A 25843-nucleotide genomic window follows, 5' to 3' on the forward strand; every position below is an offset into this window, starting at 1 on the left:
GGCGTGGTTGGGCCGGCGAACGGCCCTCACCGCGGCGCGGGGGCGTGCCACGGTTCGCGGGCCCGGCGAGAATTTGAAGACACGACCTAGCCCGGCCGCACCACCGCCGCCGAGCCGCCACCGCGGCGGGTGGGTTCGGCGACGGCTTGGATGCGACCTCGTGGCAGGAACTCCAGCGCGGTCGCCGCGCCGATCTCCGGGTTCTCCCGCAGGACGTGGCCGCGTGCCTCCAGTGCGGCGCGCAGCGCGGCCGGGACGGACGGCTCCGCCTCGGTCGCCGCGCCGTTGCGCTGGGACAGTCGTGGTGCGGCGAGCGCCTCGGGCAGGGTCATGCCCAGGTCGAGCCGGCCGACCAGGGTCTGGAGCACCGTGGTGATGATCGTGGCCCCGCCCGGCGAACCGACCGCCAGCAGCGGCTTCCCGTCCTCCAGCACGATGGTCGGCGCCATGCTGCTGCGCGGGCGCTTGCCCGGGGCCGGCAGGTTCGGGTCAGGCACGGACGGGTTGGCCGGCGCGAAGCTGAAGTCGGTGAGCTCGTTGTTGAGCAGGAAGCCGCGCCCCGGAACGGTGATGGCGCTGCCGCCGGTCTGCTCGATCGTCAGGTTGTACGCGACGACGTTGCCCCAGCGGTCCGCCGCCACCAGGTGGGTCGTCGACTGGCCCTCGTACGGCTCCGCGTCGCCGGCGCCGGTGGCCGCCGGGCAGCCCTGGTAAGGCGGGCTCGGGTCACCAGGCGGCACCGGGCTCACGGACGCCTTCGCGGGATCGATCAGGCAGGCCCGTTCCTTGGCGAACCCCTGGTTCAGCAGCGGGCGTTGCGGTACGTCCACGAAGGCCGGGTCGCCGATGTAGCGGTTCCGGTCGGCGAACGCCAGGCGCGAGGCTTCGAGGTAGTAGTGCGTGGCGGTGACCGCGTCCATGCCCCCGAGGTCGACGGTCTCCAGGATGTTCAGTGCCTCGCCGACGGTGATGCCTCCGGAGGACGACGGTGCCATGCCGTAGACGGTGACGCCGCGGTAGTCGGCCCGGGTGGGGTTGCGGTCGACCACGGAGTACTTGGCGAGATCGCGGGTCTCCATCAGGCCGGGCCGGAAGACGCGGTCCGCGTCGGGCGCGACCGGCGGGGCCTTGACGGTCTGGACGACCTCGCGGCCCAGCGCGCCCCGGTAGAGCCAGTCGACGCCGTACCTGCCCATGTCGCGGTACGTGCGGGCCAGATCCGGGTTGCGGAACGTGCTTCCCACGGCTGGCGGTTGGCCGCCTGGCAGGAACAGGTCGCGGGTGGGCACGATGTCGTCGAACCGAGACTGGTTGGCCGCGGTCTGCGCCTGGAAGGTCTCGTCGACGACGAACCCGCGCGCGGCCAGCGCGGCGGCGGGGTCGAGTGCCTGCCGCAGCGACAGCGTGCCCCAGCGGCGCAGCGCGGCCTCCCAGGTCGCCGGAGTGCCCGGAACACCCACCGACAGCCCGGAGTTGACGCCCTGGTCGAACGGCAGGGGCAGCCCGGTCGCGGGGTCGATGAACGACGTCGCGGTCATCCGGAAGGGCGCGGTCTCGCGGCCGTCGATCGTGCGGACCGTACGCGATTTGGCGTCGTAGTAGACGAAGTAGCCGCCACCGCCGATCCCCGCCGAGTACGGCTCCGTCACGCCGAGGGCGGCGGCAGTGGCGACCGCGGCGTCGACCGCGTTGCCGCCTCGCCGCAGCACCTCCAGGCCGACGCGGGTGGCGTCCGGATCGACGCTGGACACCGCGCCGCCGTACCCGGTCATCACCGGGACCTTGGGGAAATCCCCGCCCGGGTCCGGATGTGCGGAGGCAATCGGGGCGGCGCCGACCAGCAGTGCGGCGGCGGCGATGCCCGCGGCCCAGCCGCGGCGCACCCGCAGCACGGCCCTGCGGGCGCGCCCGGACGGCGCGAACTGCCCTGGCTGTGGCGGTGATACGGCCATGAAGACCTCCCCCGGACGCGACAACGACGCATCCACCGTGCCACTCCCGCCCCACCCCGCACAGCCAAAATCGGGCCACAGGACGGAAGTTCACTCAGACCGACGAAGGCTCCGGAAGGTCGAACACCCGCTCGAACAGCCACTCGAACTGCCACCGAGGCGGCGGACCGGACGGGCGGCGGCAAGACCACCCGGCCCGCCGCAAGCACAAGCGGCCAAAGACACGGGCCGGCCCGCGCCCCCGCCTGCACCCCGCCCGCCTACATCCCGCACGCCTACATCCCGCCGCCGACCCCGCCGTTGACTCCCCCGTTGACGCCGCCGTCGACTCCCCCGATCACACCGCCGTTCACGCCACCGCCGAGACTGCCCCCGCGGCCCGTCCCCAGGCCGTCAGCCGGCGCATCCCCCGCGCCCCCGCCGAAGCCTGCGCCCCCGTCGAAGCCCGCGCCGCCGTTGACCTCCGCGCGGCCGCCTTCCGCGCTTTCCCCGCCTTCCTCACCCTCGGCAGTGCCGAACGCGATTTGCCGCAGCGACTCCGCCACGAGATCCGGCCGGTCGTACGCGAGCCACCGCACGCGCCGGTCCCGCCGGAACCACGTGTCCTGCCGCCGCGCGAACCGCCGCGTGGCCCGCGCCGTGTCCTCTTTCGCCTCGGCCTCGCTCATGTCGCCGGTGAGCTGCCGCAGCACCTGGGCGTAGCCGAGCGCCCGCGACGCCGTCAACCCGTCCCGCAGCCCCAGTTGCTCCAGCGCCCGCACCTCGTCCACCAAACCGTCGCGCCACATGCGCTGGACCCGCGCGTCGATGCGCTCGTCCAGCACCGGCCGCGGCACGTCGACGCCGATCTGCACGCAGTCGTACACCGGGACCGGACCGGGCAGCGTCGCGGTGAACGGCCGCCCGGTGATCTCGATGACCTCCAGCGCGCGCACGATGCGCCGACCGTTGCTGGGCAGGATCGCGGCGGCGGCGGCCGGGTCGAGGCCGGCGAGGCGGGCGTGCAGCGGGCCGGTGCCGTCTGCCTCCAGCTCGCGTTCCAGCCGGGCGCGCACCTCGGGATCGGTGCCGGGGAACTCCAGGTCGTCGACGACCGCGCGGACATACAGTCCCGAGCCGCCCACCAGCACCGGGGTGCGCCCGGCCGCGAGCAGTTGGTCCACGACCGCCCGAGCGTCCTGCTGGTACTCGGCGACGCTGGCGGTCCGCGTCACGTCCCATACGTCCAGCAGGTGGTGCGGCACGCCGCGCCGCTCGGCGAGCGTCAACTTGGCGGTGCCGATGTCCATGCCCCGGTACAGCTGCATCGAGTCGGTGTTGACGACGTCGCCGCCCAGCGCCTGTGCCAGGGCGACGCCGAGGTCGGACTTGCCTGCGGCGGTCGGGCCGACGACGGCCACAACGCGCGGGCGGCCCTGGGCAGGGGCCGCATCGGGGAGAGATCGCGAACTCACGGGACAAGTCTGCCGGAACAGCGGCTACGTACCGTCACCCGATGCGGTACGCCCGGGCGCGGTCACATAACCGCGCGCACCCCGGACTCGTTGTCCTGCGGCACGACATGCACATCCGCCACGTCCGTCGTAGGGTCAAGGAGCAAGAAATGGGCGTTTTCGACTGGTTCAGGCGCAATTCTACGGAAGAGACCGCACAGGAGCCCGGCTCACCGGAGCCGGAGCAGGCGGGGAGCGTCGGAACCCTCGTCGAGGAGCGGCCCGCAACCGAGTGTTGCGTCCCCGCCCAGGATTCCGGACCGTGCTGCGGCGGCAAGAACGCCGAGGATGCCGTCCCGGAGGCCGCGGGTGGTGCTTCCACCGCAACTCTGACCACGGTCCCGAAGCCTGTCGGCTCGGGCCGGGAGTCCGAAGGAGAGCAGGACATGGGTCTCTTGGACACCATCAAGGAAAAGCTGGCCCCGCACGGCGACAAGGTCGGACAGGGCGTCGACAAGGCGGCCGACATGGTCGACAAGAAGACCGGCGGCAAGCACGGCGACAAGATCGACAGCGCCGCCGAGCAGGCGAAGGGCGCGCTGGGTGTACCGGGCGAGGCGCAACCCCCGGCCACACCCCCGGCCACGCCGGAGGCGACCCCCGAAGCCCCGCCGGCGGGCGAGGCGCCGCCGGAGCAGAACCCGCCCGCCTGACGTCCGCCTGACGGCCCGTGCGGGCCGGTGGGGCGGGACGACACTCAGACCGGACAGACCACAAGCACAGGTTCGCAGCGCCGACGGCCACGGGATCGCTCCCGTGGCCGTCGGCGTTCGGCGTTCCGGGGGCGTTCGGCGATCCGGGGCGTTCGGGCGGGCCTTCCGGCCGATGGGCAACCGCGTACGCGGATCTGTCAGGCGCCCCACACGGCCACGAAGTACCCGACTCCGTAAGGCGCGTCGTCGTACGTCAGGCGCCCGGCGAGTTCGGCGCCGTCCGCCGCTCCGGCGAGCACCTGCCACGCGGCGCGGCCCGCCACCCACAGTTCGTCGGACAGGTCGGGGTCGAGCGCCGCGAGCGCCAGGACGTCGGCGTCCGCCAGCGCCAGCGCGACGGCCGCGTCGTAGGGCTCGGCCCGTTCGTCCAGGTAGCCCGGCGCCTTCTCGGTACGGCAGGCACTGCCGTCGCCCATCACGAGCAGGGCGATCCGTTCGTCGCCCGCGACCAAGGCGGCTCCCGAGGCCAGGCAGTCGGCGGCGTCGGCGTCCGCCGCGACCGCGAGTCCGGACACGGGTACGTCCACACGTGTGCGGCCCAGCAGCCACGCGGCCATCGCCAGGGACAGCGGCATCCGCTCCTCGACGTCGCCGGAACCCCCGGCGCCCAGGCTCACCGAGAGGTTGACGCCCAGCGGCGCGAACGTCCCGGCGCCGCCCCGGGGGAAGTCCGCCGATTCGGGGCCGGTGCCGACCACGACGATGCGGTCGGGGCGCGCGGCGGCCAGCGCCGCGACGGCGGCGTCACACGCCTCGCGCAACGCCTCCAACTCGCCCGCGGCACCTGCGGCCAGGTCGGGCACGAGCAAAGGCGGATGAGGACACACGGCAGCGGCAACAAGCACGGCACGAGAGTACCGGGCGTGTTCTTATGGGCTCATGGCGCAGCTCACCATCATCAGGCACGGCGAGACGGAGTGGAGCCGGGACCACCGGCACACCGGCCGCACCGACATTCCGCTCACCCCGACCGGTGAGGAGCAGGCGCGTGCGGCGGGAAAGCTCGTCGCCGACCGGGACTTCGCGCTCGTCCTCGTCAGCCCGCTGCGGCGGGCCAGGGCGACGGCCGTCCTTGCGGGCCTGCCGGACACCGGGCTCGACCCGGACATCATGGAGTGGGACTACGGCGGCTACGAGGGCCTGACCACGCCGCAGATCCGCGAGACGGTTCCGGGCTGGTACCTGTGGCGCGACGGCGTCGTCTCGGGTGACGCGGACCATCCGGGCGAGCAGGTGTCCGACGTCGGCGCGCGCGTCGACCGGGTGCTGGAGCGCGTACGCCCGGTCCTGGACGCCGGTGACGACGTGGCCCTGGTGGCGCACGGACACGTGCTCCGCGTCCTCACGGCCCGCTGGCTCGGCCTGCCGCCTGCGGACGGCAGGCTGTTCGCGCTCGCCACCGCGGGCGTGTCCGACCTCGGCTTCGAGCACGGCGAACCGGTGATGACCGCCTGGAACCGGCGCGGCTGACGCGCGTGCGCGGCCCGCATGGGGCGGCGCCCGCTGTCAGTCGACTCGGCAGGCCGCGGTTTCGGCCGCCGGGGCGGCCGGGGGCGGGCCGACCGTCGGCAGGCCCAGCAGGACGCCCGGGGCGGGCGCGGGCGCGCCGGCGCGCTTGGCCCACGCGTCCCCGGCGCGCGTGCGGCGGACCGCTCGCGTGGGGCCTTCGGCGAGCAGGTGGTGCGGGGCCGCGTACGTGATCTCGACGGTGACGACGTCGCCGGGGCGCACGTCCTCGTCGGGCCGTTGGAAGTGCACGAGGCGGTTGTCGGGCGCGCGGCCGGACAGCCGGGCCGTGGACTCGTCCTTGCGGCCCTCCCCCTCCGCGACGAGGACGTCGAGGGTGCGGCCGACCTGCTTCTTGTTCTCGTCCCAGGAGATGTCGTCCTGGAGGGCGACCAGGCGCTCGTAGCGCTCCTGCACGACGGCCTTGGGGATCTGGCCGTCCATCGTGGCGGCCGGGGTCCCGGGGCGCTTGGAGTACTGGAACGTGAACGCGTTGGCGAAGCGCGCCTCGCGGACGGCGTGCAGGGTCTGCTCGAAGTCGGCCTCGGTCTCGCCGGGGAAGCCGACGATGATGTCCGTCGAGATCGCCGCGTCGGGCATCGCGGTGCGCACGCGGTCGATGATCCCGAGGTAGCGGTCCTGGCGGTACGAGCGCCGCATCGCGCGCAGCACGTCGTCCGAGCCGGACTGGAGCGGCATGTGCAGCTGGTGCATGACGTTGGGCGTCTCGGCCATCGCGGCGATGACGTCGTCGGTGAAGTCGCGCGGGTGCGGCGAGGTGAAGCGCACGCGCTCCAGGCCGTCGATCTCGCCGCAGGCGCGCAGGAGCTTCGAGAAGGCCTCGCGGTCGCCCATGTCCGAGCCGTACGCGTTGACGTTCTGCCCGAGCAGCGTGACTTCGATCACGCCCTCGGCGACGAGGGCCTCGATCTCGGCGAGCACGTCGCCGGGTCGGCGGTCCTTCTCCTTGCCGCGCAGCGCGGGCACGATGCAGAACGTGCAGGTGTTGTTGCAGCCCACCGAGATGGAGACCCAGGCCGCGTACGCCGATTCGCGCCGCGTGGGCAGCGTGGACGGGAAGACGTCCAGCGACTCCAGGATCTCGACCTGGGCCTCCTCCTGGACGCGGGCGCGTTCCAGCAGGACGGGCAGGGAGCCGATGTTGTGCGTGCCGAACACGACGTCCACCCATGGGGCCTTGGCCACAATGGTGTCGCGGTCCTTCTGGGCGAGGCAGCCGCCGACGGCGATCTGCATCCCGGGACGCTTGGCCTTCTTCGGCGCCAGGTGGCCGAGATTGCCGTAGAGCCTGTTGTCGGCGTTCTCCCGCACCGCGCAGGTGTTGAAGACGACGACGTCGGCCTCCTCGCCCGCGACCGCGCGGACGTAGCCCGCGTCCTCCAGCAGGCCGGACAGCCGCTCGGAGTCGTGGACGTTCATCTGGCACCCGTAGGTGCGCACCTCGTAGGATCGCGCGCTCATATCGAGAATCAAGATTACGCGGTCACCGGGCCGCCCCGGACCCCGGTGACGGAGACCGGTGACGGAGACCGGTACGCACGACGGCCACGACGGCACCCGACGACCCGCGCACGACCCGCGCACGACCAAGCACCCTGACCCGGACGGGAACCGACCATGACGCAAGGACGCCTGGCTCGCGCTCGCATGAGCGGAGCCCCGGCGCGCCGCACGCGCACGCTGGTGGCGGTCGTGCTCGGGGTCGCGCTGACGCTGTTCGCGGGCGGCCTGTGGATCAGTTCCGACGACAGCGTGCCCTACCGCGGGGGCCCGGTGACGATCACGACGGGTGTGCCGGAGGGCGTCTACGCCAAGTACGGCGAGCTCCTGCGTCCGCGTCTCGCCGACGACCTCGGCACGGACGTTTCGCTGATCAACAGCGCGGGTTCGCCGGACAACCTCGACAAAGTGCTGAGGGGCGAGGCGACGCTCGGCATCGCGACCGCGGACGCGGTCGCCTCGCTTCCCCCGGAGCAGCGCGACCAACTTCGCGCGGTCGCCCGCCTGTACGACGATTTCGTGCAACTCGTGGTCCCCGCCGACAGCGGGATCAAGGACCTGACGGACCTGCATCCGGCGGGTCCCGGCGCACCCCGCCTGCGTGTGGGAATCGGTCCGGCGCGGTCCGGGGTACAGCTTCTGGCCCGGCGCATTCTCGACACCGTGGGCATGACGCCGGAGGCCGATCTCGATGCCAAGGTCGACGGGATCGGCGATGCCGCCGCGAAGCTGAGGAGCGGGGCGTTGGACGCCTTCTTCTGGTCCGGCGGCCTGCCGACACAGGCGGTGTCCGACATGCTGCAGGAGAGGCCGGACGGGACGAAGTTCGCGATCCGCTTCGTGCCGCTGGGCGGCGTCGCGAAGGCGTTGCAGAGCGAACTGGACAAGGCCGGGGAGCCGCAGGTCTACCGCGAGGCGGTCATCCCGGGCGACGCGTACCAGGGCGTGGACGGCGTCGCGACGGTCGCCGTCCCGAATCTGATGGTGACCCGGTCGGATGCGGACACCGAATTGATCAGGCGCGTCACCGGTACGGTCCTGGGAAGTCGCGAAGCGATCGGGGCCGTCGTGCACGCGGCCCAGCTCGTGGACCCGGGTACGGCGATTTTCACATTTCCGCCGCTGAGGCTGCACGAAGGTGCCCGACTCTGGTACAGATCGGCAAAACCGTGATGCCCGTGACGTCGCGCGTAGACCGCTGAATGCAACATGCTGGGGCCTGTCCCCACATATTGGGTGGACCTCCTAAAGTCTGACGCGCTGTCAGAACGACCTGGAGCACCTGGGAGGAGGGCGTACCGCAGTGTCCGAGGGCGATGTCGGCCGTGTGCTGAGCCAGCGGTACCGCCTGAGCAGGAGCCTGGGGCGCGGGGGCATGGGCGAGGTCTGGTTGGCCGTCGACACCGCTCTGGGGCGCGAGGTCGCCGTCAAGGAGCTGCTGCTGCCCGCCTCGCTCGACGAGACCGCGCAGCGGTCGTGGCTGGAGCGCAGCAAGCGCGAGGCCACCGCGGCGGCACGCATCCGGCACGAGAACGTGGTGACCGTCCACGACGTGTTCGAGGAGGACGGCCGCCCGTGGATCGTCATGGAACTGGTCATCTCGCGGTCGCTCGCCGAGGTCGTACGCAGTGAGGGCCGGCTCGACTACGCCGAGGCCGCGCGCATCGGCCTGGACGTCCTGCGCGCCCTGCGCGCCGCGCACGCCAAGGGTGTCCTGCACCGCGACGTGAAGCCCGCGAACGTGCTGCTCGGCCTCGACGGACGTGTCGTGCTGACCGACTTCGGCATCGCGACGTTCGTGGACGCTCCGCAGGTCACCCAGATCGGCGAACTGCTCGGCACCCCCGGATACCTCGCCCCCGAGCGCGCCGAACGCTTCGCGGCCGGCGGCGCGATACCGGCAGGGGGCCGCCACGACGCCGCCGGCGACGACGGCACCGCGGGCCATGCCACCGTCCGGGGCTCGGAGGACGCGCTCGGCATGAGCGGCGGCATCCTGCTCGACCCCGCCTCCGACCTGTGGTCCCTCGGCGCGACGCTGTACGAGATGGTCGAGGGCCGCCCGCCGTTCAGCCGCTCCTCCGCGGTCGAGGTCGTCGACGCGGTGGTCAACCACGATCCCCTCCCGATGCGACACTCGGGCGCGCTGGAGCCGGTGATCACGGGTCTGCTGCGCAAGGACCCGGTCATGCGGATGGACGGCAAGGAAGCCGAGGAACAGCTGATCGGCGTCATCCAGGAGGCGCTGGCGCCGACCTGGGGCGGCGAGGCACCCGCCGGGCAGCGGAAGCCCGGCGGAGCCGCGGAGGCGCCGGGCACGGGCGCGTACCGGGCGGGCGTCGGGACCGGCCACACCGCGACGCACCGCGCGACCCCGCGCGGCGTCCCCGACGGGCGGGCCGGAGCGCTCGGCGCCGGTACGCCCGGCACCGGGACGTCCGGCACCGGGACGTCCGGCACCGGGACGTCCGGGCAGGGCGCCCCGGCCGGCGGTACGCCCGGCACCGCGGACGCGGCTCCCGCGCGCGGAGGACTCGCCCCGCACGGTCCCGGCGACGCCGTCGACGCGACGTGGGCGGGCGACGGCCCCGGATCGGTGCAGGCCCCCGAGCCGGGCGCCTCCGGCGGCAGACCCGGCGACGGGTCGGGCGGCGGCCCGGGCAGCCCCGGTGGCCCCGGTGGCCACGACAGCCGACGGTCGTTCTGGCGGAGCAGGACCGCGCGGATCGGGCTGCCCGTCGCGGTGGCCCTGGTGCTCATAGCCGTGTCGGTGACCGTAGCCGCGGTGGTCGGCGGTGGCGAGGACAAGCGCAAGCAGATGCTGGCCGACCTGCGCGAGCAGTCGCCGACGTACCAGGCCATGCTGAAGCGCGGCTACATGCTCGTCGGGGTCAAGCCGGACCAGCCGGGGCTGAGCCAGAAGGGCCCGGACGGCGAGTACGCCGGGTTCGACGACGAGATAGCCCGCATGATCGCGGCCGACCTCGGCTTCCCCGGCAAGCTCCGGTTCGTCGACGTCGAGACGCAGGGCCGCGAGTACCGGATATCGAGCGGTCAGGTCGACCTGATCGTCGCCAGTTACACGATCAACCCCGAGCGTCTGGAGCGGGTGTCGTTCGCGGGCCCGTACTACGTGGCGGGGCAGGACTTCCTGGTCCGCAAGGACGACCCGGGCGCGGCGCGGCCCGAGGACCTTGCGGACGACCGCATCTGCGTGGTTCGCGGGTCGACGTCGGCGGAGCGGATCGGCCAGAAATTCCCGGCCATGCAGGTCGAGGAGCGCGGCAAGTACTCCGAGTGCGTCGACGAGCTGCTGAACAAGAAGGTGCGCGGGGTCAGCACCGACGACACGATCCTGGCGGGCTTCGTCGCCAAGCACCCCGCGGAGCTGCGGGTGCTGGGCAGCCCCTTCTCGGCGGAGCCGTACGGCGTGGGCCTCAGCCGCGGCGACACGGTCCTCGCGAAGGCCGTGTGCGAGGCGCTGAACCGGCACATAGCCAACGGCGACTGGCAGCGGGCGTACGACGCCACACTCGGCCCCCTGGGCCTGCTGGCCCCGCGCCCCCCGAAGTGCACCCCGCACATGACGAGCGCCGACCTCAACGGCGGCTGACGCCCCTTCAGACCGTGCGTTGCCGCGTGCGGCCACGCCCGAAGGTCACAGCGCCCGGTCGACCGTCACCGTCACGACCAGTCCCCCTCCGTCGCGCGCCGCGAACTCGATGGCGCCGCCCGTTGCCCGCAGCAAGGTACGCGCGATCGACAGGCCGAGGCCGGAGCCGTCCACGTTCTGGTGGTGGGAGCTGCGCCAGAACCTGTCGCCCACACGCCGCAGCTCGCTGGGGTCCACCCCGGGCCCCCGGTCCGCGACCCGGAGTTCCAGACGGCCCCCGACCGCCGCGAGGGCGACCGTGACCTCGGCGTCGTCGGGGCTGAACTTGAGCGCGTTGTCGAGGATCGCGTCGAGGGCGCTGCCCAGCGCGATGGGGTCGACGTTCCCGGTCAGCGCGCGTGGCCCCTGCTGTTCGAAGCGCTGGCCGCGGGCGCGGGCCAGCGGCTCCCACGCGTCGATGCGCTCACGCACCAGCGCCGCGACGTCGAGCGGCACACGGTGGGTCCCGGTGTTGGCCGCGTTCTCGGCCAGCGCGAGCGCGAGCAGCTCGTCCAGCACGTGGGTGAGGCGCCGCCCTTCGTCGCGGACCCCGTCGAGCGTCTCGATGTGCTCGGGCGGAAGCGACAGACCCAGTTCCTCGATGCGCAGCAGCAGCGCCGAGAGCGGGTTGCGCAGCTGGTGCGAGGCGTCGGCGGCGAACGCCCGCTGCTGCTCGACGACGGTCTCGACGTTGTCCGCCATCTCGTTGAACGCCTTCGCGAGGCGCCGCAGCTCGGGCGGTCCCTGCGCGGCGGCGACGCGCGCGCCCAGTTTGCCGGTGGCGATCTCGTGGGTGGCCTTGTCGAGCACCTGGACGGGCCGCAGGATCGTGCCGGTCAGACGGGCGGCGGCCAGGAGCGCCGCGACCACGGCGATGGACTCGGCCGCGCCGAGGAAGAGCCAGTTGTCCCAGATCCGACCGCGCATCTTGCCGGTGACGGACTCCGTGACGGCAACCGCCACGACATCGCCGCCGAACACGACGGGGGCCGCGACGGTGATCGTGCGGTCCTGCCACGGCCACACCTGCGGGGCGTCGCTGCGCCGCCCGGCGCGCGCCTCCGCGAAGGCCTCGTGTGCCTGACCGGTTTTGGGGAGGGTGTACCCGGGGTCGGATCTGATGAGGATGTCGCCGTTCCGGTCGACGACTGCCGCGTGTATGCCGTACACGAGGAAGAACTGCTCGAGATCCTGCCTCAGTGGCAGCTGCTCCTCCTCGGAGAGCTTGACGTCCTGCCCCACGCGGATCGCGGTCTGGTACTGGGCGGCGAAGCGCGCCGTGTCGTCGGCGCGGTCGCGGGTCATCTCCTGCTGGTGGGCGTCGGCGCGCGACACGGCCAGGGGTATACCGAGCGCGAGCAGTACTGCGCTCATGAGCGTCAGCAGCAGGGCGAGGAGTCGGGTGCGCACAGGAGTCTGTCTTCGGGCGTGCCGGGCTCAGGCGTCCGGGACCACGCGGTAGCCGACACCGCGGATGGTCTCGACCATGCGGGGGTTGCCGAGCTTCGCGCGCAGGGATGCGACGTGGACTTCGAGCGTGCGGCCGCTGCCGGCCCAGCTGGTACGCCACACCTCGCTCATGATCTGCTCGCGGCGGAACACCACGCCGGGGCGCTGGGCGAGCAGGGCGAGCAGGTCGAACTCCTTGCGGGTGAGGACGACCTCAGTGCCGCGCACGGTGACGCGGCGGGCGGCGGCGTCGACGACCAGTGCGGGGGCTGTGGGGGCCGCGGGCGCGGCGTCGGACGCGGGGGCGGCCGGGGCGGCGAGGGCGGCCTCCGGGCGGGGCTCGGGGCGGGCGCGGCGGCTGACCGCGTGTATGCGGGCCAGCAGCTCGCCGATGTCGTACGGCTTGGTGACGTAGTCGTCGGCGCCGATGTTGAGGCCGTGCACGCGTGAGCGTACGTCGGCGCGCGCGGTCACCATGATCACCGGGACGTCGCTGATCCGGCGTATTCGGGCGCAGACCTCGAAGCCGTCGTGGTCCGGCAGGTTGAGGTCGAGCAGCACCACGTCGACGTCGACGCCGAGCGCGTCCAGGGCCTCCTCACCCGTGCAGGCGTGCCGTACGTCTATGCCGTGCCGCCCCAGGACGGCACGCAGCGGCGTCGCGATGCGCAGGTCGTCCTCGACCATCAGCAACCGCATGCCGTGACCTCCTCGCAGCGTGTCTGTCTCCGATTACGAACCCAGGTCCCACAGGGTTCACCCTCGCGTTCACCCCGCGTCGCGACCGGGTCATCCAATCAGACTCCCCGGTTTCTGCCGAGGGTCCAGGGCACACGACGCTCCGTTATCCGCTCTTGACCTCAGGTGAAGCTCAAATCCGGCTTGCCGCTTGGGTCTTGCCCGCTTTCATGAGCCCACCACACGATCCGGAGGAGCGAAGCCACCGTGACCGAAGCCCTGGACAAGACGCCGTCACCGGCGATGAAGACGGCCGCACCGCTCGTGGTCCTGTCGAACGTCAACAAGCACTTCGGCGCGCTGCACGTCCTCCAGGACATCGACCTGACGATCCACGAGGGCGAGGTCGTCGTCGTGATCGGCCCGTCGGGGTCCGGCAAGTCGACATTGTGCCGGACCATCAACCGCCTGGAGCCCATCGACTCGGGCTCCATCACCATCGACGGCCAGGCGCTGCCGCAAGAGGGCAAGCCCCTCGCGCGCCTGCGGTCCGAGGTGGGGATGGTGTTCCAGTCGTTCAACCTCTTCGCGCACAAGACCGTGCTGCAGAACGTGACGATCGGCCCCACCAAGGTACGCCGCGAGTCGCGGGACGCCGCGGACAAGAGGGCCCGTGCCCTGCTGGACCGCGTCGGCGTCGGCAACCAGGCCGACAAGTACCCGGCCCAGTTGTCCGGCGGCCAGCAGCAGCGCGTGGCGATCGCCCGCGCGCTGGCGATGCAGCCCAAGGTGATGCTGTTCGACGAACCGACCTCGGCACTCGACCCGGAGATGGTCAACGAGGTGCTGGAGACCATGAAGAGCCTCGCGGCGGACGGCATGACCATGGTCGTCGTCACGCACGAGATGGGCTTCGCGCGCTCCGCCGCGAACCGGGTGATCTTCATGGCCGACGGCCGGATCGTCGAGGAGAACACCCCCGACGAGTTCTTCGGCAACCCGCGCAGCGACCGTGCGCGCGACTTCCTGTCCAAGATCCTGCACCACTGATCGGCGCCGCGCAGTATCCGCCGGCGCGTACACGCACGCCGGCGTATGTCCACACCCGTGACCACCATCAAGGAGCAAGGGTCATGAATCTTCGCAAGACCGTAGCCGTAGCCGGCTTCTCCGCTCTGGCCCTCCTCGCGACGGCCTGCGGCAAGGACGACCCGAAGTCGGAGACGCCCGCGGCGCCGCAGCAGTCCGTGAACTCGCAGTCCGTGGAGATCAACTCCAAGACCTTCCAGGCCGCCAAGGGCCGCGGGCACATGATCATCGGTGTCAAGGAGGACCAGCCCGGCCTGGGCTTCCTCGACCCGACGACCGGCGAGCGCTCCGGCTTCGACATCGAGATCGCGCGCATGGTCTCCGCCGAACTCGGCCTGGACCCGAAGAAGATCAAGTTCGTGCCGATCGCCTCGGCGAACCGCGAGACCGCCCTGCAGAAGGGCGACGTGGACATGTACGTCGGCACGTACAGCATCACCGACAAGCGCAAGGAGCTCGTCGACTTCGCCGGCCCGTACTACGTCTCGGGCCAGAGCCTGCTGGTGAAGAAGAACAACACCGACATCCTCGGCAAGGACACGATCAAGGGCAAGAAGGTCTGTTCGGCCAAGGGCTCGACGCCGATCCAGAAGATCAAGACCGAGTTCCCCGAGACCACGCCCATCGAGTTCGACACCTACTCGATCTGCGTGGACAACCTGCTCAACGGCCAGGTCGACGCGGTGACCACCGACGAGGCGATCCTCAAGGGCTACGCCGCCAAGGACCCGAACAACCTCAAGGTCGTCGGCGAGAACTTCTCCACCGAGAAGTACGGCATCGGCCTGCCGAAGGGCGACGTCGAGTTCCGCAACAAGGTCAACGACATCCTCGCGGCCAAGATGCAGGACGGCACCTGGAAGAGCATCTACGACGCGACGCTGGGCAAGTCGGGCTCGCCGGCCCCGCCGGCCCCGATGATCGAGCGCTACTGAGCCGCGCGGCGGACCACCCGCCGCACCCGCCGACGAATCCGACCGCACGCTCCTGACGCGCGGCCGACGCCCGCGCCGGCCCGGTGGCGACACCCGGGCCGGCGCGGCCCCCGGCACCTCGAAACCACGTCCGATCCAGACTTGCGGGGATCACCGTGAACATATGCCCTGACGCCGCCCGTTCGGCGCGCCCGGAAGAGGGCCGGAAGGCGGGCGCGCGATGAACGTCCTCACGGACAACTGGGACCTGATCAGCGACGGCTTTGTCACGACGCTCAAACTCACCGTCTACTGCGGCCTCGTCGCGATCGTGCTGGGCACCGCGCTGGCCGCCTGCCGCGTCTCGCCCGTCCCGCCGCTGCGCTGGTTCGCCACCGCGTACGTCAACATCATCCGCAACACGCCGCTGACGCTGCTGATGTTCGTGGTCGCGCTCGGCTTCCCCAAGCTGAACATCAACCTCGACTTCATCACCTTCGCGGTGATCGCGGTCGGCGGATACACCGCGGCGTTCATCTGCGAGGCCGTCCGCTCGGGTGTCAACACCGTGCCGCTCGGCCAGGCGGAGGCCGCCCGCAGCCTGGGCATGTCCTTCAACCAGACGCTGACCCTGGTCGTGCTGCCGCAGGCGCTGCGCGCCGTCGTGCCGCCCATCGGCTCGCTGCTGATCGCCATGGTCCGCAACTCGGCCATCGCGAGCGCGTTCAACGTCGCCGACCTGTTCGGCACGTACAACCAGATGCTCGAGAACGGCGACAACGTGATCCTGATCTTCTTCTGGATCGCCGTCGGATACCTGATCATCACGCTGAGCATGAGCGCGGCGTTCGCCGCTCTCGAGAAGAAGTTGGCGGTGGCCCGATGAGCTCGCAGGCCACAGTCCTCTTCGACGCTCCCGGCCCGAAGGCCCGGCGGCGCAACCTCATCGTCGGCGTGGTGGGCGTCGGGCTGCTGATCGGCGCCCTGGCCTGGATCCTGTACCGGTTCGACCAGACCGGGCAGTTCAGCCGCCGCAAGTGGGAGGTCTTCGAGTACACCCGCGTGCAGAACATGATCGTCGACGGCCTGTGGGCGACCCTCAAGGCGTTCGCCCTCGCGGTGGTCGGCTCGCTGATCCTCGGCGCCCTGCTGGCCGCGGGCCGACTGTCCGAGCACCGCGCGGTGCGGTGGGCGTCGACGGCGTTCGTGACGTTCTTCCGCGCGATGCCGCTGCTGATCCTGATCTTCTTCCTGTACCTGGCGCCGGCCAACCTCGACCACTGGCCCGGGTTCCTGGAGTTCATCAACGACGACCCGCTCTGGCCGCTGGTCATCGGCCTGACGATCTACAACGGCACCGTGCAGGCGGAGACCATGCGCGCGGGCATCCTGGCACTGCCGAAGGGGCAGAGCGAGGCGGCGTACGCGATCGGCATGCGCAAGACGCAGGTGATGGCGTCGATCCTGGTGCCGCAGGGCATCCGGGCGATGCTCCCGTCGATCATCAGCCAGATGGTCGTGACGCTGAAGGACACGTCCCTCGGCTTCATGATCACCTACCCCGAACTCCTGTACGTCGCCAAGCTGCTCGGCTCCAACCAGGACTTCGAGTTCCCGTTCATCCCGGTCGCGATCGTCATCGGCAGCGTCTACATCGTCATCTGCATGCTGCTGTCCTTCCTCGCGGTCTGGGTCGAGCGCAAGCTGAGCCGGGGCCGCAAGGGCCGTCCGCCGCAGATCGACGCGCCGGTGGGCGGGACGATCACCCCGAAGCCCGACGCGCACCTGGAAGTCTCCGTGTAGTCCGGTCCGATGCCTCGGCCGACACCCCCGGCCGATCCCCAGGCCGACACTCCTCGGCCGATCCCCCGGCCGGCGCACGCCGGTCGGTCCCCGGCCGACACCCCGGCCGACCGCGGGCCGCCAACCCGATCCGCACACTCGACGCCCCGCGACGCCACCCCGTCGCGGGGCGTCGCTCCGCGCCGGAACCGGCACGTGGCCCATGATGGCCCCGGGAAAGCTCGGTCCCCGGGGGAGACCGGCGGTACGTCCCGTGCTGCGGCACGCCCCCGAGGACGCATCCAAGGGGGAGTTCCGGACATGACACTGCGTCAGGTGATGGCCGCCGCGGGCATCGCCGCCCTGGCCCTGCTGGGCGCCGGGTGCGACGGCGGCGGCGCCGAACCGAAGGCCCAGCCGCCCGCGTCCGCGCCGAGGTCCACCCCGCCGCCACCGGTCTACCCGGTGCGCGACGGCGTGGACCTGACGGCCTCGCCGACCTGGAAGGCCGCCCGGGACCGCGGCCACTTGGTGGTCGGCGCCAAGGACGACCAGCCGGGACTGGGCTACCTCGACCCCGCCACGCTGCGCCGGTCGGGCTTCGACATCGAGATCGCCCGCATGGTCTCCGCACAACTGGGTCTGGATCCGGCGCGCATCGAGTTCAGGACGATCGCGTCCGCCAACCGCGAAACGGCGATCGTGAACGGCGAGGTGGACATGTACGTCGGCACGTACAGCATCACCGACGACCGCAAACGGTCGGTCGCCTTCGCCGGGCCGTACTACGTGTCAGGGCAGAGCCTCCTGGTACGCCGCGACGAACCGGCCATCACCGGCAAGGACACCATCGCGGGCAAGAAGGTCTGCTCCGCGAAGGGCTCGACCGCGTTCAACCGCCTGCAACGCGAATTCCCCGAGACGCTGGCCGTGTTCTACGACGACTACAGCCAGTGCGTCGAGAACCTGCTGACCGGACTGGTCGACGCGGTCTCGACGGACGAGGCGATCCTCAAGGGGTACGCGGCGCGCAGCCCCGACCGGCTCAAGGTCGTCGGACAGCCGTTCACCACCGAGAACTACGGCATCGGCGTGCCCCGCGACGACGCGGTCTTCCGCACGGCCGTCAACGAGGCGCTGCGCGCGAGTACCGCGAACGGTGCCTGGAAGGCGGCGTACGACGCGACACTGGGCATGTCCGGCGTACCCGCCCCGCCCGTTCCGCCGCTCGAACCGTGAGCGCGCCGCGCCCGGCGGGAAACAGACCTGGCCCGGCCCGCGCCGACCGCGGATCCGGGGCCGGCCGGGGCGCACGGCCCACGCGCGCCCGGGACACGGCGCCCGCGCGACCGGTGCGCCGGAGTGCGCCACCCGGCGACGCCACTCGCGGACCGGGCGCGTTGTCACACGACCCGCCTCCGGTGCCGGATGATTGCCTCTTGGACATCTGATCGTTCGGGAGGCTTCGCATGCCAGGCACGGCCGACTCCCATGCCCACCGGGACTCGGTGATCGTCGTCGGCGCCGGACCGGCGGGTCTGGCCTGCGCGCTGGCGCTCGCCCGACAGGGCGTGCGCTCGCTGCTCGTCGACGCGGGCGACGGCACGGTGCGCGAGGGATCGCGCTCGTGCGGCCTGGACGCGGCGACGTTCGCGTTCGCCGCGGGCCTGGTCGGCGGCCGCCTGGACGGCGCCGCACAGCCGTGGGGTCCGCTGCGCATCCGGCGCCGCTCGACCACCGTGCCCGCCCCGCGCGACGCCGAAGGCGGCCCGACCCCCGCCCCCGAGCGCTACGGGCTTCCGCAACAGCGCCTGGAGCAGGCGCTGTTGGACACGGTGTCCGCCGCGCCGCTGGTGACGACCGCGTGGCGGCACCGCGTCGAGGCGGTCGAGCAGGACACCGACGCGGTCACCGTCACCGCCCGCGGCCCGGCCGGCCCGGTGCGCTGGCGTGCCCCCTGGCTGGTCGCCGCCGACGGCCACCACTCCTTCGTACGCCGCGCGCTGGGCGTGCGGTTCCCCGGGCGCCCGCGCGTGGACCGCCTGCTGTGCGCCGACGTGAAGGTCGGCCTGCCGCGTCCGCCCTGGGAGGAATCACCGCTGGAGCCCTGGCTGTTCGTCGACCCGCCGTTCCAGCGCGACGGCACGGTCCTGGCGCAGCCGCTGCCGCACGACATGTGGCGGCTGACCTGGCAGCTGCCGCTCGCACACGGCGTCGCCAAGGCCGCCGACGCGACCGCCCTGATCCCGGTGCACGGCGACCCCGCCGACCCCAAGCGCACGACACAGCGGGTGCGCGCCGTCCTGCGCACACTCGACGCGATGAGCCCGGACGCCGACGCCACCGCGGACCCCGTCTACGACATGGTGTGGACGGGCGAGTTCGAGGTACACCAGCGGCTCGCACGGCGGTTCCGGGCGGGACGCGTACTGCTGGCGGGCGACGCGGCGCACCTGGTGCACCCCACGGTCGCGGACGGGGCCGACCTCGCCTTGCAGGACGCCCGCAATCTGGCGTGGAAGCTCGCGCTGGTGATGGGGAGGCGGGCGCCGGACCGGCTGATCGAGACGTACCACGGCGAACGGCGCAGCGCGGCGCGGCGGCGACTGGCGTACGGCGAGGACGCCCTGCACTTCCTGAGCCCGCGCGGCCCGGCGCAGAAAATGGGGCGGCGGCTGACCCTGATGGGCGCGCGTAGCAAGGGGACGACGCTGCGACGCCTCGACCCGCGCGCGCTGGTCGCGGACTCCCTTCCGGAGTACACCGGTTCGCCGCTGCTCACGCCGGGCGGGCCGGGGGTCGGCGGGCCGGTCCAGGACGTGCCGGTCGTCCGCGCCGACGGCCGCCGGGCTCCGCTGTCCGCGTGTCTGGACCAGGGCCTCGTGGCGGTGCTGGTCGCGCCCGGCATAGAGGTGTGGGACGGTCCGCGCTGGCGGGACGCGGGGCTGATGCCGCTGCTGCGCGCGCGGCTGGCCGAACTGCCGGTGGCAGCCGAGCTGGTGGTCACGCACGAGTACCCGGGGGCGGCGGCGCACACCCTGCTGCTGGTGCGCCCGGACGGCTACCTGGCGGCGTGGCTGCCGCCCGGCGGCGAGGACGACCTCAATACCGTGGCACTGCGGGCGGTGGGGCGGCGCGCGGCCGAGGAGGTGTCGGCGGCGGCGTCCGGAGGCCCCTGAGCTCCGGACACCGCCGCGGCGCGGGTCGGCCGACGGGGTGCTGCGGTGTCGGCCGTGGTGCGGTGCTGCTGGGCGTGGTGTTGTGCTGCTGAGCGTGGTGCAGCACTGCGGGCGGGCGGTGCGGCAAGGCCTGTGGCGGCCCGCGGCGCCATAGGCTCGTGGTGCTCGGTGCTCGGTGCTCGGTGCTCGGTGCCGCTGTCGGCTGTCGGCTGTCGGCTGTCGGCTGTCGGCTGTCGGCTGTCGGCTGTCGGCTGTCGGCTGTCGGCTGTCGGCTGTCGAGCGCATGTTCGCACGTGCGTTGCGATGCCGCCCCCCGCGCGGGTGACGCCGTAACTCCCGGGATCCGCCGATCGTTGCGGAACAAAAGGAGCCACGTCGCGCCCCCGATCACCGTAAGCGCGAACACGTTCGCGCGGTCCGGCACGCACAGTCCGGCACACGCGATCAGGTTTGTGCGGTCAGGTGAATGCGGTCAGCGGTTACTCGGTCACCGTCCCTTCGGCGGTCGGCGTTCAGTCCTTGAACGCGGGCAGCACGTGCTTGCCCATCAGTTCGATCGAGCGCATGACCGCCTCGTGCTCGATCTTGTACGGGTTGACCAGGCACAGCAGCAGGTCGCAGCCGGCGGCCTCGTAGCGCTTGGCCACCTCGACGCAGTGCTCGGGATCGCCGACGATGGCCGACCCGGAGTTCTGCAGGTAGTCGAACGTGAGGTGGCTCAGGGCACCGCTGCGACGGTGCTCCAGCGGCCCGGCGGTGTAGCCGTACGTGCCGAGCTCCTGCTCCTTCTCCTCCATCCACTCGGCGACCGAGGCGATGAGGGCGCCGCCGTGGCCGACGTACCAGACGCACGACTCGGCGGCCTGGTCGACGGCCTCCTCCGTGGTCGGCGCGCAGTGGACCATGGTGAAGGTGGCGGCGCGGTCGTTGATGAACTTGCCCGCGGGATTGACGCATTCGGCCAGGCCCTCGCGGTACATGGCGATGCGGTCGGACAGCTCCTCGGGCGGCACGCCGACGGTGAAGGAGCACAGCCCGAGACCGCGGCGGCCGATCTCCTTGTGACCGTCGGGGCTCGACGTGGCGCCCCACATCGGCGGGTGCGGCTTCTGCAGCGTGCGCGGCAGCACGCGGCGCGGCGCGCCCATCTGCCAGTACTCGCCCTGCGCCTGGTACTCGTCCTCGGTCCAGGCGCCGACGATGTGGTCGAGGGCCTCGTTCCACATCGCCCGCGTCTCGGACGGGTCGATGCCGAAACCCTCCAACTCGGCGCGCGTGGAGCTGCGGCCGGTGCCGAACTCGACGCGGCCGTCCGAGATGAGGTCCAACACGGCAGCGGACTCCGCGCTGCGGATGGGGTGGTTGTACGGCTTGGGCAGCAGCCGTACGCCGTACCCGAGGCGGATGTTCTCGGTCTTGGCGGCAATCGCGCCGTACAGCGTCTCGGGGTTGGAGCAGTGCGAGTACTCCTCCAGGAAGTGGTGCTCCACGGTCCAGAAGGAGTGGAAGCCCATCTTGTCGCCGAGGACGGCCTGTTCGATGGTGTTCTTGTAGGCGCGGTGCTCGCTTTCGTCGTCCCACGGACGGGCGACCGGTATCTCGTAGAACAGGGCGAACTTCATCGTGCTCCTCCTGCACTTGACGGTGTGGGCCTGGCGCGCCGTGCGGCGGGGAGTCAGGGTGCGAATCCCCGGGTGATGAACTCGGCGACGAACCTGCGGACTTCGTCCGGGTCGTCGGCGTCGAACGAGCGGGCGGGGACGGTCACCAGCGAGATGAGCATGCGCATGATCCAGTCGGTGGCGCGCTCGACGGCGACGTCCTCGCGCACCTCGCCGCGCGCGCGTGCCTCCTCGACGAACGGCACCCAGAACCCGTGCCACGCCGACAGGACCCGCTCGCTGTGCGCGAGGAGCATGGTGGCGTCCTCCGACTCCCCCGGCCGCAAGCCGAGCCCGAGCTGGAGTTCGCCGGGTCCCATGGCGTGTACGTGGACGGCCGCCTCGGCGATCTGGTCGGCGAGCGTGGTGCGGGCGCGTACCAGCGGTTCGACGGCCGCGACCATGCGCTCGGACACGCCGATGAGCACCGCCAGCACCAGCGCCTCGCGGTCGGCGAAGTGCAGGTAGACGGTGCGGCGCGAGACGCCCGCCTGCTGCGCGACGTCGTTCATGGAGACCCTGCGCATCCCCCAGCGGCGGATGCAGTCGGTTGCGGCGTCCACGATGCGGTCGCGCGTCTCGGCCGCCCGGGCTGCGCCCGGAGCGGGCCCGGATGTGCTCTCCACAGGGCTCCCTCGGTCCGACCGACTACTCAACTGCACAACTCTTGTATAGCTGTGCACCGACGAAGTCCAGAGGGACCGGGCCGTTGCCTCGAACGACGGCCGACAGGGGCTTTCTTCTTCACCTGAAAGTGCTACCGTGCGTCGGATCGTCGCAGGTCAGAGGCCGTACGCCGGGAGGCTCGGCCCGATCTCGACGCACCTGGGCAGATCACCGGCAGTACCGAGCAAAACCCGAGCAGAGCCCGAGCAGAACCCCGAGCAGAACCCGAAGAACGACCCGCGCAACGCACTTCCGGCGCCACCCGTCCGCACCACCGGAGGACCCGCATGCCCGTCGTACCTCAGATCCAGTCGATACTCGACGCCCTGGCCGGCTCTCCGCCGCAGCCCGAGGGGTTGTCCCTTGAAGAACGCCGCGCCGCCGCGCACAAGGGACTGGAATCCGCGATCCTCGCGTTCGGCGAGCCCGCGCCCGAGGACGTGGCGCGCCGCGACGTGAACATCACCGTCAAGGTCCCGGACCACGGCACCATCCCGGCGCGCGTCTACACGCCGCCGACGCCCGCACCCCGCGGCGGACGCCCGGCACACGTGTACTTCCACGGCGGCGCGTGGTGGCTCGGCACGCTCGACCAGTTTGACGCGGAGTGCGCGAACCTGGCCAAGCTGACCGACTGCGTCGTGATCTCGGTCGACTACCGGCTCGCCCCGGAGTTCGCGTACCCGGTGCCGTTCGAGGACGGCGTCGCGGCGTGGGTGTGGGTGCAGGAGCGGGCGTTCAGCCTGGGGGTCAATCCGGACAAGGTGTCGATCGGCGGCGACAGCGCGGGCGGCAACATCGCCGCGGGCGTCACGATCGCGCTGCGCGACCGCCGCATCCCGCTGCCGGTATGCCAGGTCCTGGAAGTCCCCGCGACCGACCTGACGATGTCGCACCCGTCGGTCAAGGAGAACGGCACCGGCTACCTCCTCACCGAGAAGGCGATGCGCGAGGGCGTCGAGTACTACATCGGCAAGCTCGGCGACGCGAAGGACCCGTACGCTTCGCCGCTGCACGCCGAGACGCTGGTCGGGCTGCCCCCGGCGCTGGTCATGACGTGCGAGTACGACCCGCTGCGCGACGAGGGCGAGGCGTACGGCAAGCGCCTCCAGGAGTCCGGCGTGCCGACCGAGATCCGCCGCTGGGACGGCCTGACGCACGGCGCCGGGATGTACACCGCACTGCTGGCCGAGGCCCGCGAATACCGGCAGGTGCTCGTCGACTACCTGCGCGCGGCGCACAAGATCTGACGGCTCTGACACTGCCGGTTCTGGCAGCTCTGCCTGTTCAGGAGTTCCCCACAGGCCGCCTGTTCACCGGCTCACGGCCTCACGGCCTCACCGGCTCACGGACTCACCGGCCCACGGGCCCACGGGCCCGGCCGGTACACAGTTCCCCGGTGCACCAGCTCGTGGGTTCGCCAGTTCGCGGTTCACGACTTCATAGGCTCACGGGTTCGTCCGCGTGGCCGGTGCGGATTTGCCGCCCCGGCCGCGCGGACGACGGGCTCGGGCTCAGCCCAGCGGCGGCGTCTGCGGCACCGCGCCGGACAGTTGCTCGGCCGGGCGCGCGAGCAGGTACTCGGCGTATTCGGGGTGGGTCAGGGCGAGGAAGCGCTCCTCGCGAATCGCCTCGACGACGGTCTCGGCCGCGAGCGCCGGGTCGATGCCGCGCCCCGCGGTCTCGCCGAGCGCGAGTTCCAGGAACTCGGCGTCGGGGGTGGTCTCGGCGGCGAGTTCGGCGGGCCGGTTGCGCGCCGAGCCGGGCAGCCCGGTGTTGACGTTCCCCGGGCACAGGACCGTCGCCTTGAGCTTGGAACCCTGCGCGGCGAGGTCATGGGCGAGGGTCTCGGTGGCGGCGTACGAGGCGAACTTCGAGATGGTGTACGCCGCGGAGTACGCCGGGACGAACAACCCCGCGGCCGACGACGTGGTGACGATGTGCCCCTCGCTGTCCTGCGCGATCATCCGCGGCACGAAGGCCCGGATGCCGTGCATGACGCCCCACAGGTTGACGCGCAGCGTCCACTCCAGGTCGGCCGGCGGGCGTCCCCAGATCACGCCGCCGGAGAACACCCCGGCGTTGTTGCAGAGCACGTGGACGGCGTCGTACTGCTCGTAGGCGAAGTCGGCGAGAGCGAACACCTGTTCCTCATCGCCGACATCGGTCACCTTCGCGGCTGCCTCGGCGCCGCGTTTGTCGAGCAGTTCCAGCGTCTCGTCGAGCGCGTCCTCCTCGACGTCCGCCGCCACGACGCGCATGCCCTCGGCCGCGAATCGCAGTGCCAGAGCGCGGCCGATGCCGCTGCCGGCTCCGGTGACCACGGCGGTACGACCCGCGAAATCGCGCACGATCCCCATCCCCCAGAGACTTGTCGGTGCTTCGTACTTCGGTACTTGGCACTTCGATACTTGGTACTTGGTACTTGGTACTTGGCACTTGGCACTTGGCACTTCGGTACTTGGCACATCGGTACTTCCGTGCCGTCGGGTCGGTGCTTCAGTGCCTTCAGTACGTCGGACTCGCCAGTGCTCCCGGGTCGTCCTCCGGCCCGAATACGCTCCCGTACGTCGGCGTACGCTCGCGCGCCGGGAGCCTAGACCAGCCCGCCGCGCTTTCCCAGAGCGCACGCTGTGCACGAAATGCCGTGCCGGGTCAGGCTCCTGACGACGGACACAGGTGCGTGTTGGCGGCGCGTACGATCGCCTCCGCTTGCGCGGTGGTCACGGTGTACCCGGCGCGGGCGAACTTCTGCTTCGTCTGCGTGATGAGCTTCGTGTGGTTCATGTGCGCGGCAATCGACTGGCAGGTGGCGCGCCCGCGGTCGACCGCACCGGCCACATCTCCGCCAACGATGCGCGGGTCGATGACGTCCAGGGCCGCGGCGTAGCGGGTGCGCGTCTCGGCGTCCGGCTGCGGCGGCAGTCCCGGTGAGGTGGTGCTTTGGTTGCCGGATTGGGCACCGGGCGGCGTACCCGCCCCAGGGCCGGGCGGCACGGACGGGCCCGGTGCCGCGGACGCGTCCGACGGTCCGCCCGGCACACCGCCCGGCGTCTCGCCCGCGCCGTCGGAAGTGCCCGGCGCCGAATCCTCGCGGCCGTTGGCGTCCGCGTTCTGGCATCCGGTGACGAAGGACGTGAGGGAGAGGGACAGGATCAGACCGACGGTTGCGGCGAGTACGCGGCGTTGCGGTACGCGGCGTGGCACGGCGAGCCCCCCGACTGGCGTGTGGTGGGGGCACCCTACCGAGCGTTAGGCCGAAAGTCGCCAGTTTCGCGAACTCCGGTTCCCGCACAGCGGATCACGTACGCGCTCCGGAACGCCCGGCAGCGAGTCGCAGCGGGCTGTGGCGTCCATCGTGTGGTGTCGCTTGCGGCCTTGTCCGGTCCCTGCACGGGTCCCCGAACGGGTCCCCGTACGGTCGCGTGCGGTGCCTGCGCGGCCGTGTGCCGGAGCCCACGTACGGGCCCCTTGCCGAGGTAAGTGTTGCCTAAGACGTCGTCTCATTTGGTGAGTCGGCGGTAGCAGATGAGGGTGCACGCGATGGCGGTGAAGGCGAGGAAGTGCTCGGCTTTGCGTTCGTAGCGG

At 71.7% G+C, this 25843-nt stretch carries 20 protein-coding genes and 1 pseudogene; 11 read left to right on the top strand and 10 right to left on the bottom strand.

Annotation, left to right across the window (positions count from 1 at the left end):
* Positions 1-86 precede the first annotated feature (86 nt).
* Both ggt and miaA read right to left on the bottom strand, forming a co-directional pair.
* Complete coding sequence (gene ggt / locus AB0C36_RS34435) at positions 87-1952, bottom strand: gamma-glutamyltransferase (protein ID WP_358362164.1); 1866 nt, start codon at positions 1950-1952, stop codon at positions 87-89.
* 503 nt (positions 1953-2455) lie between these two features.
* Positions 2456-3406 (bottom strand): annotated as a pseudogene (gene miaA, locus AB0C36_RS34440) (tRNA (adenosine(37)-N6)-dimethylallyltransferase MiaA); the annotation flags it as partial.
* A gap of 425 nt (positions 3407-3831) precedes the next feature.
* On the opposite strand from miaA, the gene AB0C36_RS34445 reads away from it, so the two are divergent.
* Complete coding sequence (locus tag AB0C36_RS34445) at positions 3832-4098, top strand: antitoxin (RefSeq protein ID WP_358362166.1); 267 nt, start codon at positions 3832-3834, stop codon at positions 4096-4098.
* 197 nt (positions 4099-4295) lie between these two features.
* Here AB0C36_RS34445 and AB0C36_RS34450 read toward each other — a convergent pair whose 3' ends face one another.
* Entirely contained in the window at positions 4296-5003 is a 708-nt protein-coding gene (locus AB0C36_RS34450) for a class III extradiol ring-cleavage dioxygenase family protein (protein ID WP_358362167.1), read from the bottom strand.
* Positions 5004-5037: 34 nt separating this feature from the next.
* Between AB0C36_RS34450 and AB0C36_RS34455 the strand changes: the two genes are divergently transcribed.
* Positions 5038-5628, top strand: a complete 591-nt coding sequence (locus tag AB0C36_RS34455; protein WP_358362169.1) for a histidine phosphatase family protein — start codon at positions 5038-5040, stop codon at positions 5626-5628.
* A 36-nt stretch (positions 5629-5664) separates the two neighbouring features.
* Here AB0C36_RS34455 and miaB read toward each other — a convergent pair whose 3' ends face one another.
* Positions 5665-7146, bottom strand: coding sequence for a tRNA (N6-isopentenyl adenosine(37)-C2)-methylthiotransferase MiaB (gene miaB / locus AB0C36_RS34460; RefSeq protein ID WP_358362170.1), 1482 nt, complete (start codon positions 7144-7146; stop codon positions 5665-5667).
* 156 nt (positions 7147-7302) lie between these two features.
* Between miaB and AB0C36_RS34465 the strand changes: the two genes are divergently transcribed.
* Both AB0C36_RS34465 and AB0C36_RS34470 read left to right on the top strand, forming a co-directional pair.
* Entirely contained in the window at positions 7303-8358 is a 1056-nt protein-coding gene (locus AB0C36_RS34465; protein ID WP_358362172.1) for a TAXI family TRAP transporter solute-binding subunit, read from the top strand.
* A 130-nt stretch (positions 8359-8488) separates the two neighbouring features.
* A complete protein-coding gene (locus tag AB0C36_RS34470; protein ID WP_358362174.1) occupies positions 8489-10798 on the top strand; it encodes a bifunctional serine/threonine-protein kinase/glutamate ABC transporter substrate-binding protein in 2310 nt (769 codons plus the stop codon).
* Positions 10799-10843: 45 nt separating this feature from the next.
* Here AB0C36_RS34470 and AB0C36_RS34475 read toward each other — a convergent pair whose 3' ends face one another.
* Together AB0C36_RS34475 and AB0C36_RS34480 are read right to left on the bottom strand one after the other, a co-directional pair.
* Complete coding sequence (locus AB0C36_RS34475) at positions 10844-12247, bottom strand: sensor histidine kinase (protein WP_358362176.1); 1404 nt, start codon at positions 12245-12247, stop codon at positions 10844-10846.
* 27 nt (positions 12248-12274) lie between these two features.
* Positions 12275-12985: a response regulator transcription factor gene (locus AB0C36_RS34480; protein ID WP_358362177.1), complete on the bottom strand. Its 711-nt coding sequence runs from the start codon at positions 12983-12985 to the stop codon at positions 12275-12277.
* 282 nt (positions 12986-13267) lie between these two features.
* On the opposite strand from AB0C36_RS34480, the gene AB0C36_RS34485 reads away from it, so the two are divergent.
* The 6 genes from AB0C36_RS34485 (at position 13268) to AB0C36_RS34510 (ending at position 19928) form a co-directional block, all read left to right on the top strand.
* Positions 13268-14014: an amino acid ABC transporter ATP-binding protein gene (locus AB0C36_RS34485; protein ID WP_358362195.1), complete on the top strand. Its 747-nt coding sequence runs from the start codon at positions 13268-13270 to the stop codon at positions 14012-14014.
* Between the two features lie 83 nt (positions 14015-14097).
* On the top strand, positions 14098-14988 hold the full coding sequence (locus AB0C36_RS34490; protein ID WP_358362179.1) for a glutamate ABC transporter substrate-binding protein: 891 nt from the start codon (positions 14098-14100) through the stop codon (positions 14986-14988).
* 220 nt (positions 14989-15208) lie between these two features.
* Positions 15209-15853: an amino acid ABC transporter permease gene (locus AB0C36_RS34495; protein WP_358362181.1), complete on the top strand. Its 645-nt coding sequence runs from the start codon at positions 15209-15211 to the stop codon at positions 15851-15853.
* Positions 15850-16770 (top strand): amino acid ABC transporter permease, encoded by a 921-nt coding sequence (locus tag AB0C36_RS34500; protein WP_358362182.1) that lies wholly within the window; start codon positions 15850-15852, stop codon positions 16768-16770. The genes AB0C36_RS34495 and AB0C36_RS34500 overlap by 4 nt, the downstream gene beginning before the upstream one ends.
* A gap of 300 nt (positions 16771-17070) precedes the next feature.
* Complete coding sequence (locus AB0C36_RS34505; RefSeq protein WP_358362184.1) at positions 17071-17988, top strand: glutamate ABC transporter substrate-binding protein; 918 nt, start codon at positions 17071-17073, stop codon at positions 17986-17988.
* A 230-nt stretch (positions 17989-18218) separates the two neighbouring features.
* A complete protein-coding gene (locus AB0C36_RS34510) occupies positions 18219-19928 on the top strand; it encodes an FAD-dependent monooxygenase (RefSeq protein ID WP_358362186.1) in 1710 nt (569 codons plus the stop codon).
* A 512-nt stretch (positions 19929-20440) separates the two neighbouring features.
* Here AB0C36_RS34510 and AB0C36_RS34515 read toward each other — a convergent pair.
* Positions 20441-21550, bottom strand: a complete 1110-nt coding sequence (locus tag AB0C36_RS34515; protein WP_358362187.1) for an LLM class flavin-dependent oxidoreductase — start codon at positions 21548-21550, stop codon at positions 20441-20443.
* A 53-nt stretch (positions 21551-21603) separates the two neighbouring features.
* On the bottom strand, positions 21604-22215 hold the full coding sequence (locus AB0C36_RS34520; RefSeq protein WP_358362189.1) for a TetR/AcrR family transcriptional regulator: 612 nt from the start codon (positions 22213-22215) through the stop codon (positions 21604-21606).
* Positions 22216-22542: 327 nt separating this feature from the next.
* On the opposite strand from AB0C36_RS34520, the gene AB0C36_RS34525 reads away from it, so the two are divergent.
* Complete coding sequence (locus tag AB0C36_RS34525) at positions 22543-23505, top strand: alpha/beta hydrolase (RefSeq protein WP_358362190.1); 963 nt, start codon at positions 22543-22545, stop codon at positions 23503-23505.
* Positions 23506-23769: 264 nt separating this feature from the next.
* Here the strand turns inward: AB0C36_RS34525 and AB0C36_RS34530 are convergent, their stop codons facing one another.
* Positions 23770-24615 carry an SDR family NAD(P)-dependent oxidoreductase gene (locus tag AB0C36_RS34530; protein ID WP_358362192.1) on the bottom strand — a complete coding sequence of 282 codons (846 nt, stop codon included), beginning with the start codon at positions 24613-24615 and terminating at the stop codon, positions 23770-23772.
* A gap of 295 nt (positions 24616-24910) precedes the next feature.
* Positions 24911-25462, bottom strand: coding sequence for a DUF732 domain-containing protein (locus tag AB0C36_RS34535; protein ID WP_358362194.1), 552 nt, complete (start codon positions 25460-25462; stop codon positions 24911-24913).
* Positions 25463-25843 lie beyond the last annotated feature (381 nt).

The sequence above is a fragment of the Streptodolium elevatio genome, from assembly GCF_040649515.1.
Classification (GTDB): domain Bacteria; phylum Actinomycetota; class Actinomycetes; order Streptomycetales; family Streptomycetaceae; genus Yinghuangia; species Yinghuangia elevatio.

Bases quoted from the DNA above. Each gene is read 5' to 3' on its own strand.
- ggt (WP_358362164.1), bottom strand. From the start codon at position 1,952: ATGGCCGTATCACCGCCACAGCCAGGGCAGTTCGCGCCGTCCGGGCGC.
- AB0C36_RS34445 (WP_358362166.1), top strand. From the start codon at position 3,832: ATGGGTCTCTTGGACACCATCAAGGAAAAGCTGGCCCCGCACGGCGAC.
- AB0C36_RS34455 (WP_358362169.1), top strand. From the start codon at position 5,038: ATGGCGCAGCTCACCATCATCAGGCACGGCGAGACGGAGTGGAGCCGG.
- miaB (WP_358362170.1), bottom strand. From the start codon at position 7,146: ATGAGCGCGCGATCCTACGAGGTGCGCACCTACGGGTGCCAGATGAAC.
- AB0C36_RS34465 (WP_358362172.1), top strand. From the start codon at position 7,303: ATGACGCAAGGACGCCTGGCTCGCGCTCGCATGAGCGGAGCCCCGGCG.
- AB0C36_RS34480 (WP_358362177.1), bottom strand. From the start codon at position 12,985: ATGCGGTTGCTGATGGTCGAGGACGACCTGCGCATCGCGACGCCGCTG.
- AB0C36_RS34485 (WP_358362195.1), top strand. From the start codon at position 13,268: ATGAAGACGGCCGCACCGCTCGTGGTCCTGTCGAACGTCAACAAGCAC.
- AB0C36_RS34490 (WP_358362179.1), top strand. From the start codon at position 14,098: ATGAATCTTCGCAAGACCGTAGCCGTAGCCGGCTTCTCCGCTCTGGCC.
- AB0C36_RS34495 (WP_358362181.1), top strand. From the start codon at position 15,209: ATGAACGTCCTCACGGACAACTGGGACCTGATCAGCGACGGCTTTGTC.
- AB0C36_RS34500 (WP_358362182.1), top strand. From the start codon at position 15,850: ATGAGCTCGCAGGCCACAGTCCTCTTCGACGCTCCCGGCCCGAAGGCC.
- AB0C36_RS34505 (WP_358362184.1), top strand. From the start codon at position 17,071: ATGACACTGCGTCAGGTGATGGCCGCCGCGGGCATCGCCGCCCTGGCC.
- AB0C36_RS34510 (WP_358362186.1), top strand. From the start codon at position 18,219: ATGCCAGGCACGGCCGACTCCCATGCCCACCGGGACTCGGTGATCGTC.
- AB0C36_RS34515 (WP_358362187.1), bottom strand. From the start codon at position 21,550: ATGAAGTTCGCCCTGTTCTACGAGATACCGGTCGCCCGTCCGTGGGAC.
- AB0C36_RS34525 (WP_358362190.1), top strand. From the start codon at position 22,543: ATGCCCGTCGTACCTCAGATCCAGTCGATACTCGACGCCCTGGCCGGC.
- AB0C36_RS34530 (WP_358362192.1), bottom strand. From the start codon at position 24,615: ATGGGGATCGTGCGCGATTTCGCGGGTCGTACCGCCGTGGTCACCGGA.